Consider the following 18843-nt stretch of genomic DNA (forward strand, 5'->3'; position numbering starts at 1 on the left):
CATCATGCTACATGAACTGGTAAGGGTAACACTTAACAATGAAATGGACCTGGTACTCGTACACCGCCGCTCGATGAAACTGGCGGAAATGGCGGGACTGTCCCTGTCTGCCCAAACCACGTTTGCTACTGCGGTTTCCGAAGTATCGCGTAATACAATTGAACATGGGAAGAATGGCTGCCTCGTTTTATGTGTATCGCACGTTAAAAACGAGAAACAACTGATCGCCCGCATTATAGACGAAACCTACGACCCGGCCTTAAACCCCGGTTTGGAATATGCCAAACGCCTGGTGAATAAACTGAACGTTAGCACCGCCGGCGACAAAACCGCGATAGAACTGTACTTCTCGTTCCCCCTGGCCGACAAGTTGGACGCCAAAAAGATAGATGAGTGGCGCCGCAGCTTCAACAGCGACGAAGCCATCAGTCCTTACGAGGAAATCAAACGTAAAAACGAACAGCTACAGTCCCTGGCAGAAAAGCTAAAAGAAAGCGAAGGACAGTATAAAACGCTGACCAACTCGTTGCCCATCATCATCTTTTCACTCGGCAACTCAGGCGAGTTGATTTATGCCAATAAATGGCTTAGTATGTTCACCGGCAAATCCATTGAAGAGTTAAATATCAGTAAGTGGAAGGATGTGGTGCATGCGGACGACTATGACGCTTTTCACCTGTTGATGAACCCGCACGTAACCTCCGGTGCCGCCGCAATCAAAGTGCAATGCCGGTTGAAGAATGTCATAGAAGATCAGTACTACTGGCACCTGGCCTCTCTTTCTCCCCTGAAAGATGAAAAGGGGGATTTGCTTTACTGGATCGGTTTCGTGGTGGACATACATGCACAAAAGGTGGTGGAAAACACGCTACAGATCAATAAAGAATTACAACTGGTGCGCGATCAGCTGAAAGAGCACCAGCTCATACTGGAAGATAATATTGCCCAGTTGAACCGGAGCAATAAAGAATTACAACAGTTTGCGTACATCGCCTCCCACGACTTGCAGGAGCCTATCCGCAAAATCAGTTACTACAGCGACTACTTCCTTAACAAGTACCGTGAATCGATTGATGAAAAGGGGAAAGATTACCTGCACGGCATGTTGAGCGCTTCGCGCCGTATGCGTACATTGATCAACGACCTGCTGGCCTTTTCGCAGGTAGATAAAAAAGCGACTACATTCAAACAGGTAGACCTGGAGAACGTTTTCCGGGAAACCCTGCAGGATATGGAGCTGAACGTGCGGGAAAAATCGGCCCGCATTCAACTGGAGCCATTGCCTACCATCGAAGCCGACGAGAGCATGATCCGCCAGCTGTTCGGCAACATACTCAGCAACTCACTTAAATATGCGCGTGAACATGAGGCGCCTTTGATAAGGATCAGCTGTATCGCGGATAAACATACGATCGAAATTGCCGTTGCCGATAATGGTATTGGCTTTGACGAAAAGTACCTGCCGAAGATGTTTACTTTATTCCAGCGCCTGCACACGAACGATCAGTACAAAGGTACCGGGTTGGGGCTCGCGATCTGCCAAAAGATCGTAGATATACATAATGGCAGCATTACTGCTACCAGCAAAGAAAACGAAGGGGCGACATTTAAGATCACGTTACCTGTTAAACAATTGAGCATATGACCATCATGCCCAGTATTTTACTAGTGGACGACGATGCCGAAGACCGGCTCATAATTAAAGATACTTTTGAAGAACTGGGCTATGGAACAGCCATACAGTTCGCAGGAAATGGAGAAGAAGCGATCCATTACCTCGAGGCCTGCCTACCCAAAAAAGATTTGCCCTCGCTGGTAATCCTGGACCTTAACATGCCGAAAATGAACGGTACGCAAACCCTGCGTTACCTCAAGGCACAACCGGCCTTGTCGAACATCCCCGTAATTATTTTCTCTACTTCGCTGAACCCGATAGAGCATGACGAATGCCTGTCACTCGGCGCCCATTCGTACGTGATTAAACCTACCTCGTACCTGCAGGCGATCGAAGTGGTAAAACACTTTTACAACCTTTGCCAGCAGATGGCCAATTAGCTTAGCGCGGCAGCTCCAGCCTTATTTCGGTACCTTCCTGCACGGTGCTGTTCACAATGATTTCTCCCTTGTGCATGCGCACGATATTCATCGCCAGCGGCAAACCGATGCCATAACCTTTAAAGTCGGATGTATTGCTCGCCCTGAAAAACGGCGAAAAGATATAAGGCAAATCTTCCGGCGGGATGCCGATACCGCGATCTTTTACAATGATAATAATACGGGAATGCGTAGCCGCAAGCGCCAGGCTAACCGGCTGGTTGCTGGAATATTTTACGGCGTTGGTCACGATGTTTGACAAGGCAAGCTCCAGCAACTGGAAGTTTCCCTGGATGGTCAATTTATCCTCCTCTTCAGGGAACAGGCTATAATCGATTTCTACTTTGTTGCCCGGGTAAAGCTTATCCACAATACTTTTCACTGTAAATAACAATTCATCACTACGCACCTGGCCCCATTCCTGCTTCTTACCATCGAAGCCCGTTTGCGCTAATTGCAGCATGCTTCGGGTAATGTGCTCCAACCTTTCGGCCTGCTCCAGGATCGTACGCAGGGCGCGCTGGTAATCCTCGCCGCTGCGCTCGCGGGATAACGATAGTTCGGCCTCACCAATAATGGCAGTAAGCGGCGTACTAAATTCGTGGGAAGCGTTGCTGACGAAGTTGTTCTGCGTTTCGAAAGCTGTTTCCAGCCGGTCGAGCATGTTATTAAAGGTAGATGCGAGTTCGTTCAGCTCATCGCGGCTGTCGGGCGCTGCGAGCCGAAGGTGCAGGTTACGGGAGCTGATGTTTTTTACCTGCAGCATCAATTGACGGATAGGCCGCAGGATGTATTGCGAGAAGAACTGTCCGGTCATGAGTATCGCAAATGCTGCGATGAGCATACTGATGATCAGGATGCGCTGTAACTCGGCGAGGTATTCCTTACTGTATTCGTTTTCGGCGGAAATGATGACCAGGTAGTGACCTTGTTTGCTTTTATAAAGGATGCCTTCGTAAAAGCGGTCGCCCTTTCGGTAAGTAGCCTTTCCCTGTCGAATGGCCTGGTCGTAAAAGATCGATGGCAATTGTAAATTGGGATCTTTTTCAACAGCGCGCGTCACCGTATCTACCTTTAACAGGAACTCCTGTTCGGAAGGCAGTTTTTCCAGGTGCTGATCGCGGATTTCATTATATATCGCCGCGTCGGACTCAAAATAAGGAAGAGAAGCTTTGGCCGTAATATAAGCGCGGATCTCCAGGCGTTTATAGAAGTCCTCGAAGGAATACTGGTTGGCCAGGTAGTACACGAAAAAGCTGGTTACCAGCACCACGGCCAGCGTAAGGCCGGCGAACAATAATATGATCTTGGTACGTATCCTCATTCGTCGTCTTTTAACATGTAACCCAATCCTACCACGGTCTGGATCAATTCCGGACCACCGTTGCGGTTCAGTTTTTTACGGAGGTAATTAATATATACATCCACCACCTTCGTATTCATATTAAAATCGATGCCCCATACCTGTTCGAGAATTTCCATGCGCGACAGTACACGGCGGGGATTTTTAAAGAGATATTCGAGCAACCTGTATTCGGTAGCCGTAAGTGAGATGGAGGTGCCGTTACGGCTGGCCTGTTTGGTATCCAGGTTCAGTTGCAGGTCGCCGAGAGATAAGATATTAGGCGCTACTACCGGTGGTGGTGTTGGCGGCGCGCCACGGCGGCGGAACAGTGAACGCACACGGGCTACCAGTTCCTGGAGTTTGAAAGGTTTAACGAGGTAATCGTCGGCCCCGCTATCCAGCCCCATCACGATATTATCGGTAGTGCCCAATGCCGTGAGCATCAGGATAGGCGTATCCAGGCCACTTGCCCGCAGGCGCCGGCACACCTCGATACCGTTAAGGCCGGGCAGCATTACATCGAGCAATATGAGTCCGTAGCTCCCCGGGGTGGCCATTTGCAGTCCTATGAGGCCATCGGGAGCTACACTTACTTCGTAGCCGGCTTCCGCTAACCCGCGGGAAACCACTGAAACTACGCCCGGCTCGTCTTCTACCAATAATATCTTCATTATAAACAAATTTAAGGGCCAGCGGCCGGAAAGGGAAGGATCACTAATCTTTCTTACCGGATTCTTACCACATTGCAACCACCTTTTTACCCCGTTTTTACGAGTCCCTAACACCCCCGGGATAATTTTGTACTATAAATCTCGTAGTATATGAAAAATATTTTAGTACCTACTGATTTTAGCATCCGTTCCCTCGGATATGTGCACAGTGTAGTGGAGAAGCAAAACGGGGAACCGGTAAACATCGTGCTGATGCACGCACTGAAAATGCCGGATTCCATTATTGACTTGCTCCAGTTTGGACGCGGCGCCCGTCATTACGAGCTGATTACCGCTGAGTTTCGTGAAGCCTGCGAAATACTTAAAAATAAATATGCCTCCGCCATTGGCCAGTTATCGGTAGAATTTTTTGTTGGCACTACCAATGCCGCCTTCCGAAACTTCCTGGCAGCCAATAGCATAAGCGCCATAGCTTGTCCAACTGAAGATACTTATCAACTGCCGGATAAAGAAAGTTTTAATCCGATCCGGCTCATCAGGAAATGCAAATATCCGTTGGTTGACGTTCACTCTGTTACCCGTAAGCCAAGTTTTGTAAGAGCATCGATTTCCGATTTGCTGCTCGCCAACACTTGAAGGGATCCCGGGCCCGGCCCGGTAGTGAGCTTAGACCGTCTGGTATCGCTTAATTAGTCACTACAAAATGAAGAGACTATGTTATTGAAAAATAATATTCCATTTAAGTATGTATTCGGCAAAATAAAGTACGAGGTACTTGCCATTACGGTTTATACCCTGGTTATAAATATACTGTACAATAATTATCACGTTGGTGATATCACTGTCCCTATAGCTGTACCCATGGTACTTGGCACCGTACTGTCGTTATTACTGGCCTTCCGGTCCAACCAGGCGTACGATCGCTGGTGGGAGGCCCGTACCATCTGGGGCGCGATCGTGAACGATTCACGAACACTGGCCCGCCAGATACTAACGTTAACGGATGACCCGTACAAGTCCGAAGAGTTTCGCCACTTCCAGGACCAGTTCGTAAAACGCCAGATCGCCTGGACCTACGCCCTGGGGCAATCGCTTCGCGGCATGGATGCACTGAAAGGGTTAGACAGGTTATTGTCTAAACGTGAATTGAATCAGCTGGCTAAATATGATAACGTACCCTCAGGCCTCATGCACCTGCATGCCCGCGACCTGAAGTACGCGATCGAACGGGAATGGGTGAATCCTTACCAGCAGATAGAGCTGGACCGTACCCTAAGCCGCCTGACCGATGCGATGGGTAAATGTGAAAGAATTAAGAACACGGTATTCCCGGCAACATACAGCTTGTACACTCACTTTACGGTGATCTTTTTCATCATGCTGTTGCCGTTTGCCCTGATAGATCATTTCGGTTTGGTAGAAGTACCTCTGGTAGTTGCCATTTCCGCTTCATTCTTACTGATTGAAAAAATGGCCATTAATCTCCAGGATCCGTTTGAAAATAAACCAACGGATACCCCGATGACAAGTATTGCACGCAATATAGAACGGGATTTAAGGCAAATGCAACAGGAAGAACAGGTGGTAGTGCCTGTTATTCCGGAAGCGAACAAAGAATTTTATGTTTTATAGGTTGAGTTTAACGAGATAATCACAATTTGAAAGGCGTGTAAATAAAGCCCTGGTCTCTACCGGGGCTTTTCTCGTTTTTATACCCTTCGCACGACCGAAAATGAAATTGTGTGCGCCCAACACATATAACAATATGTCATGTTTTAGTTGCTCAATGCGTGTACAATTAGTATTGATTTACAAGTCGATTACCAGAATGTAGATTGTGTGCCATACACACATATAACAATTTGACATACTTTTGGCACAAAGCTTCATTTATGCAACACTTTACGAGCAACATTTCGAATAAGAGTTATCCCGCCAGTGAAAAAGTATCCGCGAAAAGCATTCGTCCGGGCCTGATGAACGAAATCCGGAAGGAGCATCCGGAGTTTGATGAGAACTGTTACTTGTCGGTGCAGGAGATGAATCATTACAGGCAGCAATACATTCAACAATTACTTATCCGCGAAGTGGGCACCCTCACCGACCTGGAAAAAACGGTAATGGACAACATTAACCAGGACCACCTGATTTCCGATGAAGCGAGTGAAGTAAAGAACCAGGAGAGCAGGGGCGATCGATGGGCAGACCGTATTGCCACGTTTGGCGGCAGCTGGCGGTTCATCGGCATTTTTACCGCCTTCCTGGTTTCGTGGATGGCACTCAATGTCGTATTGCTCCGCGAAAAGGGTTTTGATCCTTATCCTTTTATATTATTGAACCTGATCCTTTCCTGCATTGCGGCGATACAGGCGCCCGTCATTATGATGAGCCAGAACCGGCAGGAGGGAAAAGACCGCGAACGGGCGAAGAACGACTACATGGTGAACCTGAAAAGTGAGCTGGAGATAAGGATGCTGCATGAAAAGATCGACCACCTCATGCTGCAGCAACAGGAAATTCAGCAGATACAGGTAGATATGATGAAGGAGTTGATGGAAAGGCCAAAGCGGTAAGCCTGGCCTATTTCCCCGGGAGGTAAGGCGCCAGGTAGCCACTTTTATCCAGCAGGGCGCGATAATCGGTCACCCACAGGATATCTTTGATCGCCTGGTTTTTATTGGCAGCCTTCTTATAATAAGTAGATACGATCTGGTAACCCATCCAATAACCGAGATCGTTGGGCCGCCCGTCCTTACCCGACACCCCGTAAAGCCAGTCCTGGTATTCCACGCTATCCATAACGGTAACAAACTCCCGGCAAAGTGCCTCTTCATGCTGCCGGCCATAAGCGAATGCCTTTTCATTGATAATGCCGCCGGACGTCAGTTCTCCGATAAAATCGGCCGCACCCTCTACAATACTTTGCTGAAGCAACGTTGGGCTTTCGGACCAGGTTTTTTGCTGGAAGTGAGCAGCTTCATGTGCCACCAGGAAAGGGATGATCGCCAGATCAGGCTGTCGCTCCGCGCCAATCATAATCCCATCTTCACTAAAAGTGCCGCCGGAATTAAAAGCGCCTATCACAAAATAAACCGGCGGAAACTGTGCCTCCGGGTAAATTGCCTTCAGCTTATGGAAGGCGGCCCTGCACTTTGCTTCGGCTTGTGCCATTTGGAACGTGGCCGGTCTAACCCGCTCGTATGCTGCCGTACGCGCTTTCACCGTTTTATACAAATGTTCGGCGCTCTGGATGCGACCAGGCAGGAAGCCTTTTACGCCAGGGCTGCCTAACTCAACATAATCTTTACCGAAGGGATTTACGGAGGTATCCTTTTTAAATTTATCGAACGCGTTCCAAAAGCGATCGATGTCGGCGGTTAAAAATACGGAACTATCCGGATGGGATGTGAACGTCGTTTGAGCGTTTACGTTAAATACGTTTGTCAACAACAACAGCGATACGATGGCACGGGTTAGCATGGCTCAACTAGTTTATCAGAAAGACGACGGAACCGGCGAAAAGTTACAGCGCCGTCAGGGTTTTATCTCGGGAATGAGCATTGATTATCGCAACCGCTCCAGCACACCTTTACGTTTTACCAGGTTTTTATAATCCCATTGTATGTCCTCCGCCTTCTTCAGCCAGCGCTTCAGGTCAGTGGTATTTACCTGGTCTGCGGAGGTGTACCGCGCTTCGGCTGCTTTGAAAGTACCTTCCTTTTGCAGGCCGGGTTCGTCGAAGGACTGGCCGCTCCAGAATAACAGGCGAACGCTGTCTTTTAGCTTGCTATAACCGGCAACGGGGTTACCATCAAGGAACCAAACCGGGTGGCGGTGCCATATTTTATTTTCGGCGTGCGGCAGCTGTTTAGTGATGATGGTAGCGAGCAGGTTGCAGATTTCCTGGTCGGCAGGCAACTGTGCATCGTTGTAAGCCTGAACATCTTTATTCATGAAAAAGGGTTTGTTTAAAGATACAAAAACGTCCCAACGTGTATACGCGACGTTATTGTTGCTGTTACACAAATAGCAGGATGGCAGTAAACGCGCTTTTCTATCCGGGCCATCGGGCACAGATTATCAAACACTTCGTTGCTGCAACTAATGATGTAAGGCATACACATATAACATTTTGACATATTTATGCACCCTGCGCACAAAATTTCCTATCTTGCCCTCATAATTTAACGCCGCTGCAAACGAATTATAATAACAGGCATTACATCAGGCCTGGAATTGCCGGTTAAAGGGAAACACTTTTCCCCTCACATACATCACCGCCTGGTGATGCGGTAATTCATTTTTTCAATCAATACTTATATACAATGTCATATCTGGAAACGGAACGGCTACGGCTGATTCCCTTATCCCATAAGCTGCTGTTACTGTGGCAGCAAGATCGTGCGGCGATGGAGCTGCAACTCGGACTTAACCCTTCGGCTATGGTCATCGATGCCGAATACCAATTTGAGATGACCGATGCGCTGGTGAACTTCTGGCTGCCTAAAACGGCGGAGTTCCCCGACAAATACGAGTGGTACACCAACTGGGAGATTGTATTCAAAGCCGAGAACAAATCGATCGGCGGCATCGGTGTTGGTTACCCGAATGAGGACGGCGTATCGGAAACCGGTTTTATGCTGGACGCTAGTTACCAGGGGCGTGGCCTCGCCCTCGAGGCCCTGAAGGCGATGCTCGGCTGGGCGTTCCGGAACGGGGAATTGAAAACAATATTAGCGCGGACGTATACGCATAATGAGGCATGCAGGAAGCTGGTGCAGAACGCCGGCTTCGTGCAGGTGAAGGAGGAAGAAGGGTTGTTGCACTATCATAAATGCAGACGGCCCCTCGTCTTATCTACTTGACTTTATTGCCTTAATCACCTTCAGCCCCTTATCTTTCATGAGCTTCGCATACTCCGGCGACTCCATAGCATACAAAGCCACCTTTCCTTCTTCATTATGATGCGTGCCGAAGCCGTAACGTTTACTTAACGGCGATGTGCGCAGGCATGGCTGTCCTTTGGAAAAGAACTGTTCCCGGGCGGCAGGCTGCTCGGCCTTCGGTATTTTATTCTTCGCGGCGTAACAATGAAACACAATATCGTCTGACGTATATTTATAAGGATGGTCGTACAAGAGGTCGAACTGCAGGTTAGCGATCGTTTTGTCGTCGCCTTTTACCGGGGGCACTTCGCCCTGTGTGGCGCGGCAGTCGTCAGCTACGGTGATGAACGTGTTTTGGTAGTTAGTGGTGTGGACTTTCATAACTGTAATTTACAAAATTGCGTTAGCAACCGCTCATACGGCCCCGCTTGCACGCTGCCGGTTATTGTGCTATTTTTGTAATTATCAAGCCACTCCGCTCCTATTTTGATATCACCAGAGCATGAAATACACGATGAGGTTGTTTTAATACAACAGTTTCGCGCCGGAAGTGAGGAAGCGTTTACATCGGTATATAAACACCTGTACCGCCGGGTGTACTGGTTCGCCCGTAAATTTATGGAGGAAACCGCCGATGCGCAGGACCTCACCGCCGAGGCGTTCGTGCAGCTCTGGCAACAGCGGGATTCTTTTCATTCGCTTGATGCGATCTCCGCTTTTCTATATGTTACCGTCCGTAACAAATGTTTCAACCTGCTGAAGCACCGTAAAATGAAGGCCAGCCACCAGGAAAACCTGCTACGCCTGCTGGCCGAGCGCGAACCCGATGGCTTCTTTGAAGAACAAGTGAAAATCCAGCTCGTGGCCCGCATCTATGCAGAAATCAATAAACTGCCCACCCGCATGCGGGAAATTTTCCTCCTCTCTTACCGTGATGGCCTTAAGCCAGCCGAAATCGCCGAACTGCTCCAGATAAAAGCACAAACGGTTACAAACCAGCGCGTTAGTGCCGTAAAGCTGCTTCAAATTGCCCTTGGCGACAGCGTGTTAACCGTCGCCTTCCTGCTGCTGCTCGATCGTCCCGATCTTTTTTAGAAATTTTTTTATTTTGACTGGTTGATTCGTTGCCTTCGATTGTAGTGTATGCAATATGACGGTCACCAACCTATCGGATCTCTTGCTGAAACACCTGCAGGGAAACCTTTCCGAACAAGAACAAGTACTGCTGAACGAGTGGGTTTCACAGTCCGATCGTAACCGACGCCTGATAGCGTCTGTAAGCGACGAAGAACAATTACGGCAGCACTTGCTTGCCTTTCATGAAGAGGAAACAGCGGATCATGGAGACATTATCCTGGCTAAAATCCGCCAGCGGATGGAAGCAGACATGCCTGCAACTCCCGTTCGCCGCCTGCACCCGGCACGCCGCTGGGGCTGGGTAGCCGCCGCTGTATTACTTGCAGCCGGTACCGGCACCTACTTCTGGATGAAACAGCAAAAACCGCTGGCACCGGTAGTCGCCACGCCCGCAGAAATACTCCCGGGCAGGAATGGCGCTATCCTCACCCTCGCAGATGGCAGCCAGGTAGTACTCGACAGCCTTGGCAACGGGGTAATCGGCACCCAGAACGGCACACAGCTCACGCTCAAAAATGGCGAACTGGCTTACGATGCCGGCCAGGAAACCGCTGCAATCGCCTATAATAATCTTACCACACCGAAAGGCCGCCAGTTCCAGGTATTACTGCCGGACGGGACTAAAGTCTGGCTGAACGCCGCCAGCTCCCTCCGTTACCCGACCGCCTTTTCCGGCGATAAACGGGAAGTGGGCGTGAAAGGAGAGGTGTATTTCGAAGTGGCGAAAAACGCGACGCAGCCTTTTATTATAGATATCGACAACCAGGCGCGCGTGCAGGTGTTGGGCACGAGCTTCAACATCAATGCTTACGATAACGAAGCCAATATTAAAACCACTTTGGTGGATGGTAGTGTACAAATATCCTCCGGCGACGGGCCATTGGTAGTATTACAACCCGGCCAGCAGGCGCAGATACAGGACGGGCGGCCCATCAGGCTGGTGAATAATGCAGATATCGACAAGGCCATCGCCTGGAAGAGCGGCATTTTCAACTTCAACAACTCTACCCTGGAAGAAGTAATGCGCCAGGTAGAACGTTGGTACGATATAGAAGTAGTATATGAAACAAAGATCCCCGACATCCGGTTTGGGGGCAAACTAAGTAATGATGTAAGCTTATCCGGATTATTACAATCGCTGAAGGAATCGGAGGTGCATTTCCGCATCGAAGGCCGCAAGCTGATCGTATTACCATGAAACAATCGACCGAACAGTATGCATGACTAAAGGACTTAGCCGAATGAACCGCCGGCAATGAGCGGCGGCAGACTACTATTATGTAACCATTTTTCAACCAACAAACAGCAACCAAAGTATGTCCAACACTGCCAACAGCAGCCAACGGAGCGCGCTTTTAGCATCAGCCATTTCGCGACGACTGATCAAACACACGCCGCAAGATCCGGACAAACAACTCGCGCCAACTTCATTAAGTACCGCCATGAGAATTTTTATTTTCCTGTTCTTCGCCGCCACCCTTACCGTGTCGGCCAACAGTTACTCGCAAAAGGTAACACTCTCTGCGAAAGGCATGCCGCTGGAAACGGTGCTTTCCAATGTGGAGAAACAAACGGGACTGGTTTTCTTTTACAACCGCCAGTTGCTCGACAATGCCAAACCGGTTAACATCACGGCGAAAGACATGCCGCTGAACCAGTTTTTGCCCGCTGTGCTGAACGAGCAATCGCTCAACTTCCGCATCGAAGGCAAAACCATTACACTTTCCCGCAAACCGGTGCAGCAACCGGCTAACACGAACAGCGCCGCCGAAGACTCTACGATCGTCGTAACCGGCGTCGTTACTTCCGAGTCGGGAGAAGCAGTGCCCGGCGTGAGCGTAGTGGTAAAAGGTACGCGCATCGGCAGCATCACCGATCCGAAAGGTAATTTCGTGATCAGGGCTGTAAAAGGTCGCCCGCTGTTGTTTACCGCCATCGGTTTCCAGCAGGTGGAAATGAAGCCGCAGGCGGGTGAGCCGCTGTCCGTTAAATTGGGTTTGGCAGTTACGGCGATCAAGGATCACGTAGTAACGGGTATCTATCAACGTAAGAAAGAAAGCTTTACGGGTTCAGCAGCTACCTATACGGTGAACGAACTGAAAATGGTAGGCAACCAGAATCCGCTACAGGCCTTAAGAACACTCGACCCATCCTTCGCGGTGATCGAGAACTCCACTTTCGGCTCCGACCCGAACCGCCTGCCAGACGTGGAGATCCGCGGTAAGAGCAGTGTTATCGGCCTTTCTGAAGAGTATGGCACCAATCCCAACCAGCCGCTGTTCATCCTCGACGGGTTCGAATCTACCCTGCAGATCATCAGCGACTTTACCATGGACCGTATCGAGAGCATCACCGTACTGAAAGATGCGGCGGCTACAGCGATTTATGGTTCCAAAGCGGCGAACGGCGTGGTGGTGATTGAGACGAAACGCCCTACTCCCGGTCGTTTACGTTTGAACTACAACCTTAACTCTACGTTCAGCTTCGCTGACTTATCTGACTATAACCTGATGAACGCTTCGGAAAAGCTGGAGTTTGAAAAATTGACGAGCTTCCTCGGATCTTATAATCCAGACAGGGGCTTCGCCACCGAAGTAGGTGAACAGAAATACAACAAACGGCTTGCAGAGGTACAGCGCGGCGTTAACTCCTACTGGATGAATGAGCCACTGCGTTTCGGCGTGAACCATCGTCATACATTGATGGCAGAAGGCGGCGACCAGGTATTGCGTTACAGCGCTACCATCAGCTACGGCAACAACCAGGGTGTGATGAAAGAATCGAACCGTGATCTCACCAATGGTAACATCCGCCTCATCTATCGTAAAAACAACCTGTCCGTATCCAACTCCCTGAGCATCGACCTGGTAAACACCACGAGAGAATCGATCCCGTTCTCTGACTTTTCGCGTGCCAGTCCGTACTTCCGCAAGTACAATGCAACGGGCGGTATAGACAAGGTATTGGAATCGTTCACGTACGGCGGCTTTACCACCGGCGTACAAACAGAGACTTACTATAACCCTATATACGACCTGCAGAACAACAACGTCAACAAATCCAAGTCGCAGGGCTTTACCAACAACTTCGAAATGGAATGGCGGTTGCTGGATGAATTGCGCGCCAGGGCCCGTGTAGGCCTGATGCGTACGGCCGTAAGGGAAGAAATATTCCGCTCGCCCTTTAACTCGCAGTTCGCACAATTAGACCCGCTGTTACAAGGTACTTATAGCGAAGCGAATAACACGCAAATGAACTACGACGGTGACCTTAGCCTTACCTACGGCAAGCTGTTCGCAGAAAAACATATGCTGAACATGGTGGCTGGTATGCGCCTCAACGAAGTATCTACCGTAGGAAGCTCTTACACCGTAAGTGGTTTTGTGAGCGACGATTTCCCGAATGCTTCCTTTGGATTTGGTTATGCGGAGAACTCACGCCCTGTTTACCGGGAGTCGATCCGTCGCAGCGGTAGTTATTTCTTCAATACCGGTTATGCCTATGACGAGCGTTACATGGTAGATGCCACTGTACGTGCGGATGGCGCCTCTGTATTCGGTTCCAACAAACAGTTCACCACGATATGGTCTGCCGGCCTGGCGTGGAACATTCATAAAGAAGCCTTTTTTAAGGAAGCTGATTACGAGTGGCTGAACAGCCTGCGTTTACGCGCTTCTATCGGTAACCCGGGCAACCAGAATTTTTCCGACTACATCTCTACCCGCGTATACATGTACAACAATGCCAATCCGAATCCATTCGGGCCCAGCATGTTGATCAACAACCACGGTAACCCATCCCTGAAGTGGCAGAAAACAATTGACCGTAACATAGGCATGGACGTGCAGTTATTTAACAATCGCTTTCGCCTGAACGCGGACTACTTTGTTAAAACGACCGATCCGCTGCTTGTATTCATCGCCCTGCCGTCTTCTTCCGGCGCCAAAACCGTTACCGACAACCTCGGCGGCCAGCAACAGACCGGCTTTACACTCACTACCAACTACACAGCCATTCAACGTAAAGGTTTTACCTGGATGCTGAACCTGAACGCACGTCACCTGCGCTCGCAATACACGGGCTTCGGCAACGCGCTGTCGAACTTCAATGAGAAGAATAAAGGTATTAACATGATCCGTTACTACGACGGCGCCAGCCCTTCCGACCTGTGGGCCGTACGCTCAAAAGGTATTGATCCTGCTACCGGCCGGGAGATATTCCTGGACAAAAGCGGGCATCAAACCTTTGTACATAACCCTGCAGACGAAGTAGTGGTGGGCAACAGTGATCCCAAAATAGAAGGCATTGTAGGTACCATGCTTTCTTATAAAGGTTTTACTGCCAACGTCGCGCTGCGTTACCGTTATGGCGGCCAGATTTTTATGCAGACGTTGTATGACAAAGTAGAAAACATTCCGCATCAGAACCTGGGCCTCAACCAGGACCGCCGCGCCCTGACCGAACGTTGGCAGAAGCCGGGCGACCAGGCGAAGTTTAAGGCGATCACCGAGGTGAGAAACAACCCGATGTCATCCCGTTTCGTGGAGGATAACAACATCCTGGCAGGTGAGTCTATTTCTTTCGGATACGAAACTACGCAGGCACGCTGGCTGAAGTCCATCCGCGCATCGTCGATGAACTTCCGGATTTATATGAACGACATTTTCCGGGTTTCTACCGTGATGAACGAACGTGGGATCGATTATCCTTTCGCCCGTTCCGTTTCATTCTCCGCCGGTGTGCGTTTTTAATTGATTACAGCCAAAATGAAAAAAATGAGAAAAAGCTTTTTATATAGTTGCATGATGCTGGCCTTGTTGCTGGGCTCCTGCAAAAAATGGATCGATGTACAACCTAGCGACCGGCTGGCGGAAGACAAATTGTTTTCTACCCGGGAGGGCTACCTCACTTCGCTGAATGGTGTATACGCGGAGTTGACCAGCCCCACGATTTATGGTGAGCAGATGACCACCTCCGTGGTAGACGTGATGGCGCAGTATTACTTTATGACATCCAGCACGCATCGCTTCTACGATTTCACCACCTTTAACTATGCGACTGACCGGTCGAGGACGGCGTTTGACAACATCTGGAAGAAATCCTACGAGCTGATCATAAACTGTAACGTGATCATTGAAAGATGTGGTGACGGTACACCTGTTTTACCCGCGCCTTACTTTGGCCTGGTAAAAGGTGAGGCATTGGCCTTACGCGCGATGCTGCACTTCGATATGTTACGTTTGTTCGGTCCTATCTGGTCAGAGACCAACAAAACGGTTCCCTGTATTCCCTTCAACAGCTCGGCGCGTCCGCAAGCATCGGTACTGGTAAGTTCTGACGTGGTCATGCAGAAAGTGATCGAAGATCTTACACAGGCTGCAGCTTTGTTGAAAGACGCAGACCCGATTATTACGGAGGGCGTTCGTCATGGCGCAAACCCGAATGGAACAAATGAGTTGTATTATCGTCAATACCGCCTTAACTACTATGCGGTAAAAGCTTTGCTCGCCAGGGCACACCTCTGGAAGCAGGACAAAGAAAATGCATTGCGGGAAGCGCAGGAAGTGTTAACAGCAGTGCTGGACCCGGCGAAGACCATCTTCCCGATCGGCATTACAAATCCGTCTGCTACGCCGGCCGACTTCGATCACATGATACGTAATGAAGTAATGTTTGCACTTTACAAAGTGAACAGGAATACTGTGTATACCAACTTCTTTACGCCCGACCTGCAGAAAGACCAGCGCCTGAGTTTTAACAATAACGACGCCAACGAGAGCCGGAAGAACGCCCTTTACGACGATCAGAACGATTACCGCCTGAAAGCCTGGATGTCACTGTCCAACCCGAACGGCGCCTTCCTTACCCATATTAAGTTCAGCGTGGCCAGCAATACCCCTGCGCCTAACATGATGCCGTTGATCAGGCTGAGCGAGCTATTGCTCATCGCGGCAGAATGTACGCCCACCCTTGAAGAGGGCACCCGCTACCTGAACATCCTGCGCACCGGTCGTAACTGTGTGAGCCTCACGCCGGCGACTCCGGTGTTGTTAAAAGATTTCATCACCCGCGAGTTCAGGAAAGAAGTGTTCGGGGAAGGCCAAATGTTCTTTTACTATAAAAGGAACGCGATGACCGCCATTCCGAATCATGCGCATCTGACCAATACAAAACAGATGATTCCCGGCAACTATACTGTACCGCTGCCACTGAGCGAAACTGCGGTAAGAGGTAATTAATCAACCTGATAAAAACATTCTGATATGCTTAGACTTATTACTGGTATGATGCTGTTGGTGTTGACATTGACTACTGCATCCTGCAAAAAAGATATGATGGAATATGAGGGCATTGTAGGCGTTTACTTTGCTGCCCGAAGTGGTCCTTATTATGCCGCGCCCAATAGCTGGCCTTTCCGCTCTTTCACAAACGTTGAATTTGTAAGTCAGCCCGCTGATGTAAACGAAGTGAAATTACAAATACCGGTAATGATCACCGGGCCGATGAAAAACTACGACCGTGTTTTTCTCGTGGAAGTAAACCCGGATTCTACTAGCGCCCTGGAAAAAGTACACTACCAGGCCTTTCCGCGCACATGCACCATTCCGGCCAACGCTATACAAGGTTTTGTACCAATTACCGTGATGCGCACGGCCGATATGCTGACCGAAAATAAACGACTGGGCCTCCGCCTGGTAGCTAATGAAAACTTCGGTCTGTCCTTTCCAAAATGGAGAGCGATACCCGACTTAGGAACCGGCAGCGTGGGTGCCGATACCGTTTTTGACGCTACGTTACACATGATCAACATCAATGACCTGATGGTAGAGCCAGCAGTGTGGCGCGGAAAAATGGTGCCGGAAACCAAACAGGAAACTGGACTGTGGGGCGTATTCAGCCGTAAAAAGCTGGAGCTGATGTGCCAATTGCTACATCTCACCTACCAGGATTTCTCGTCCGATGCCACCATGCCAACCATCCTTTCGAGCCTGATTGCAAACGAAATGGCGCGTTATCTCAAAGACCAGTTTAATGCGGGCACCCCTGTGAAAGAAGATGATGGCAGGCTAATGTGGTGCGGTAGCGTGCCCTGGACGTCCACTGTGGGTGTGCCTTATCAATAATTAACAACCGTTAAGTTTTCAACATGAAAAGAATCAGCATCTGTATAATAACTGCATTCACCGGCTTGTTTAGTGCTTGTTACAAAGACACCGGGAATTACGACTATAAAGAAATTAACGAAGTAACCATCAGCGGCATAGCCAGCAGTTACACGGCTATCTTCGGACTCGATGTGCTCACGATCAAACCTACCATCACCATGACAGAAGGCGAAGCGGATCCTAACCGTTTTGCTTACTATTGGGTGCTTTGCAGGGGATATACGCCTTTAGATACTTTGGGAGAAGGACCTGAACTGAACTATCCCGTGAGTGCAACACCCGATGCCTATAACCTGTTCCTGCGGATCAAAGACAAACAGACCGGCGTTACCTGGCAAAAAGGCACTGCCTTCACTATCGGCACCCGCTTCTCAACCGGTTTAATGCTGATGGGATATGCCGAAAACGGCAACGCCGAGGTAGATATGATTACCATGGTAAACGATACCGTAGTGGTGAGGGGCCTGCTCAGCGCCAGTGGTCTGCCTGCCCTTACCGACCCTGTAACGATTGTGCACAATGGCGACAAAGACACCTCCGTTAATAAAGGCCGTGTATGGGTGATGACCAAAAGCGGCTCGTACTACCTGGAGCGTAAATCGATGAAAGGCAACATCAACAACAGGTTCGGCAGAATGGCCGTGATCAACGACCCGGTGGATAAAGACAACCTAAACCCCATCCTTTATGCACCACAGTTCAGGGACAGGGCCGGTAGCGTAAGCAACAGTTCTAACCGAGCCATGATGACCAGCGATGGAAACATTTTTTCCACCAACACCTTCATTGCCATGGGCGATTATTATTCCAACGCCGTGAACAGGGAAGAAGCCACCTATGACAAAAGGTTACCGACCGCACCCTACTTATGGTACGCCATCGGAACTATGCCTTCCATCATCTGGTATGACACGGAGAATGACCGCTTCATGAACTACGCTTCGTTCGGTATCAACTCCTATTCGGTGTCCCTGGCGGATAAAGCCGGAGAACTGTTCCCCTGGAACCAGTCAGGCACCGGCCGAAAGCTGGTATATGGAGAAAACACCCGTAATACTGATGGCGGTTCTACGAGCGGTAACTCATTCGCTATCATGAAAGATGCGACCAACCAATGCCACATCTACAAGTTTTGGGCTAACGGAAACGCGCCTGTGAAACGTGATTACTACACCGTAAAACCTATCGCTACCGATTTTGACAAAGCAAGTTTCTATGCATTTTCGTCGAGGCGTACGGTGGTGTTTTATGCAGTAGGTAACCGTTTATACTGCTACGACTATAACAAAAACCTGGAAAAAGTATACCAGTTCCCTGAATTAGGCGGAGATGAAATCACGATGCTGAAATTCGACACCCAGATCGACTTCAACACTAACACCCTGTACATCGCCACTTACAATCCCACCACAAAAGGCAGGCTGCGCCGCTTTACCGTGGGCACCGATCCGAACACCGTAACCATCACCCCGGTGAACCGTGCGGACTGGGATGGACTGGTGAAGATAAAAGACATGAACTGGAGGGCTTTCAACTAAACTGAT

The 18843-nt window shown here is 49.5% G+C and carries 17 protein-coding genes; 12 read left to right on the forward strand and 5 right to left on the reverse strand.

Annotation, left to right across the window (positions count from 1 at the left end):
- Positions 1–4: 4 nt before the first annotated feature.
- Entirely contained in the window at positions 5–1645 is a 1641-nt protein-coding gene (locus tag MKQ68_RS21435; RefSeq protein WP_264280878.1) for an ATP-binding protein, read from the forward strand.
- Positions 1642–2055: a response regulator gene (locus MKQ68_RS21440; RefSeq protein WP_264280879.1), complete on the forward strand. Its 414-nt coding sequence runs from the start codon at positions 1642–1644 to the stop codon at positions 2053–2055. The genes MKQ68_RS21435 and MKQ68_RS21440 overlap by 4 nt, the downstream gene beginning before the upstream one ends.
- A 1-nt stretch (position 2056) precedes the next feature.
- Here the strand turns inward: MKQ68_RS21440 and MKQ68_RS21445 are convergent, their stop codons facing one another.
- Positions 2057–3418, reverse strand: a complete 1362-nt coding sequence (locus MKQ68_RS21445; protein WP_264280880.1) for a sensor histidine kinase — start codon at positions 3416–3418, stop codon at positions 2057–2059.
- A complete protein-coding gene (locus tag MKQ68_RS21450; protein WP_264280881.1) occupies positions 3415–4110 on the reverse strand; it encodes a response regulator transcription factor in 696 nt (231 codons plus the stop codon). The genes MKQ68_RS21445 and MKQ68_RS21450 overlap by 4 nt, the downstream gene beginning before the upstream one ends.
- Positions 4111–4260: 150 nt before the next feature.
- Here MKQ68_RS21450 and MKQ68_RS21455 point away from each other — a divergent pair, with 150 nt between their 5' ends.
- The 3 genes from MKQ68_RS21455 (at position 4261) to MKQ68_RS21465 (ending at position 6683) form a co-directional block, all read left to right on the forward strand.
- Positions 4261–4746, forward strand: coding sequence for a hypothetical protein (locus tag MKQ68_RS21455; protein WP_264280882.1), 486 nt, complete (start codon positions 4261–4263; stop codon positions 4744–4746).
- A gap of 78 nt (positions 4747–4824) precedes the next feature.
- The gene (locus MKQ68_RS21460; RefSeq protein WP_264280883.1) at positions 4825–5742 is read left to right on the forward strand and encodes a bestrophin family protein; all 918 of its coding nucleotides are present in this window, start codon (positions 4825–4827) and stop codon (positions 5740–5742) included.
- Between the two features lie 260 nt (positions 5743–6002).
- Entirely contained in the window at positions 6003–6683 is a 681-nt protein-coding gene (locus tag MKQ68_RS21465) for a DUF1003 domain-containing protein (protein ID WP_264280884.1), read from the forward strand.
- A 7-nt stretch (positions 6684–6690) separates the two neighbouring features.
- Here the strand turns inward: MKQ68_RS21465 and MKQ68_RS21470 are convergent, their stop codons facing one another.
- Together MKQ68_RS21470 and MKQ68_RS21475 are read right to left on the reverse strand one after the other, a co-directional pair.
- Positions 6691–7590 carry a DUF2268 domain-containing protein gene (locus MKQ68_RS21470; protein WP_264280885.1) on the reverse strand — a complete coding sequence of 300 codons (900 nt, stop codon included), beginning with the start codon at positions 7588–7590 and terminating at the stop codon, positions 6691–6693.
- Between the two features lie 84 nt (positions 7591–7674).
- Complete coding sequence (locus MKQ68_RS21475) at positions 7675–8064, reverse strand: DUF1801 domain-containing protein (RefSeq protein WP_244836196.1); 390 nt, start codon at positions 8062–8064, stop codon at positions 7675–7677.
- A 371-nt stretch (positions 8065–8435) separates the two neighbouring features.
- Between MKQ68_RS21475 and MKQ68_RS21480 the strand changes: the two genes are divergently transcribed.
- On the forward strand, positions 8436–8975 hold the full coding sequence (locus tag MKQ68_RS21480; RefSeq protein ID WP_264280886.1) for a GNAT family N-acetyltransferase: 540 nt from the start codon (positions 8436–8438) through the stop codon (positions 8973–8975).
- Here MKQ68_RS21480 and MKQ68_RS21485 read toward each other — a convergent pair.
- Entirely contained in the window at positions 8964–9377 is a 414-nt protein-coding gene (locus tag MKQ68_RS21485) for a DUF6157 family protein (RefSeq protein WP_264280887.1), read from the reverse strand. The two genes, MKQ68_RS21480 and MKQ68_RS21485, sit on opposite strands and share 12 nt — an antisense overlap.
- Positions 9378–9482: 105 nt before the next feature.
- On the opposite strand from MKQ68_RS21485, the gene MKQ68_RS21490 reads away from it, so the two are divergent.
- From MKQ68_RS21490 to MKQ68_RS21515, 6 genes are all read left to right on the forward strand, one after another.
- Positions 9483–10091, forward strand: coding sequence for a sigma-70 family RNA polymerase sigma factor (locus tag MKQ68_RS21490; protein ID WP_264280888.1), 609 nt, complete (start codon positions 9483–9485; stop codon positions 10089–10091).
- 82 nt (positions 10092–10173) lie between these two features.
- Positions 10174–11331 carry a FecR family protein gene (locus tag MKQ68_RS21495; protein WP_264280889.1) on the forward strand — a complete coding sequence of 386 codons (1158 nt, stop codon included), beginning with the start codon at positions 10174–10176 and terminating at the stop codon, positions 11329–11331.
- Positions 11332–11575: 244 nt separating this feature from the next.
- Entirely contained in the window at positions 11576–14884 is a 3309-nt protein-coding gene (locus MKQ68_RS21500; RefSeq protein ID WP_264280890.1) for a SusC/RagA family TonB-linked outer membrane protein, read from the forward strand.
- Positions 14885–14908: 24 nt separating this feature from the next.
- A complete protein-coding gene (locus MKQ68_RS21505; RefSeq protein ID WP_264280891.1) occupies positions 14909–16372 on the forward strand; it encodes a RagB/SusD family nutrient uptake outer membrane protein in 1464 nt (487 codons plus the stop codon).
- A gap of 24 nt (positions 16373–16396) precedes the next feature.
- Entirely contained in the window at positions 16397–17257 is an 861-nt protein-coding gene (locus tag MKQ68_RS21510; protein ID WP_264280892.1) for a DUF4843 domain-containing protein, read from the forward strand.
- A gap of 23 nt (positions 17258–17280) precedes the next feature.
- A complete protein-coding gene (locus MKQ68_RS21515) occupies positions 17281–18837 on the forward strand; it encodes a PKD-like family lipoprotein (RefSeq protein WP_264280893.1) in 1557 nt (518 codons plus the stop codon).
- The last annotated feature ends 6 nt before the right edge of the window (positions 18838–18843 follow it).

It is taken from the genome of Chitinophaga horti, from assembly GCF_022867795.2.
Lineage (GTDB): Bacteria > Bacteroidota > Bacteroidia > Chitinophagales > Chitinophagaceae > Chitinophaga > Chitinophaga horti.

Excerpts from the sequence above, each read along its gene's own strand:
- MKQ68_RS21435 (WP_264280878.1), top strand. The coding sequence starts at position 5 with ATGCTACATGAACTGGTAAGGGTAACACTTAACAATGAAATGGACCTG.
- MKQ68_RS21440 (WP_264280879.1), top strand. The coding sequence starts at position 1,642 with ATGACCATCATGCCCAGTATTTTACTAGTGGACGACGATGCCGAAGAC.
- MKQ68_RS21445 (WP_264280880.1), bottom strand. The coding sequence starts at position 3,418 with ATGAGGATACGTACCAAGATCATATTATTGTTCGCCGGCCTTACGCTG.
- MKQ68_RS21450 (WP_264280881.1), bottom strand. The coding sequence starts at position 4,110 with ATGAAGATATTATTGGTAGAAGACGAGCCGGGCGTAGTTTCAGTGGTT.
- MKQ68_RS21455 (WP_264280882.1), top strand. The coding sequence starts at position 4,261 with ATGAAAAATATTTTAGTACCTACTGATTTTAGCATCCGTTCCCTCGGA.
- MKQ68_RS21460 (WP_264280883.1), top strand. The coding sequence starts at position 4,825 with ATGTTATTGAAAAATAATATTCCATTTAAGTATGTATTCGGCAAAATA.
- MKQ68_RS21465 (WP_264280884.1), top strand. The coding sequence starts at position 6,003 with ATGCAACACTTTACGAGCAACATTTCGAATAAGAGTTATCCCGCCAGT.
- MKQ68_RS21470 (WP_264280885.1), bottom strand. The coding sequence starts at position 7,590 with ATGCTAACCCGTGCCATCGTATCGCTGTTGTTGTTGACAAACGTATTT.
- MKQ68_RS21475 (WP_244836196.1), bottom strand. The coding sequence starts at position 8,064 with ATGAATAAAGATGTTCAGGCTTACAACGATGCACAGTTGCCTGCCGAC.
- MKQ68_RS21480 (WP_264280886.1), top strand. The coding sequence starts at position 8,436 with ATGTCATATCTGGAAACGGAACGGCTACGGCTGATTCCCTTATCCCAT.
- MKQ68_RS21485 (WP_264280887.1), bottom strand. The coding sequence starts at position 9,377 with ATGAAAGTCCACACCACTAACTACCAAAACACGTTCATCACCGTAGCT.
- MKQ68_RS21500 (WP_264280890.1), top strand. The coding sequence starts at position 11,576 with ATGAGAATTTTTATTTTCCTGTTCTTCGCCGCCACCCTTACCGTGTCG.
- MKQ68_RS21505 (WP_264280891.1), top strand. The coding sequence starts at position 14,909 with ATGAGAAAAAGCTTTTTATATAGTTGCATGATGCTGGCCTTGTTGCTG.
- MKQ68_RS21510 (WP_264280892.1), top strand. The coding sequence starts at position 16,397 with ATGCTTAGACTTATTACTGGTATGATGCTGTTGGTGTTGACATTGACT.
- MKQ68_RS21515 (WP_264280893.1), top strand. The coding sequence starts at position 17,281 with ATGAAAAGAATCAGCATCTGTATAATAACTGCATTCACCGGCTTGTTT.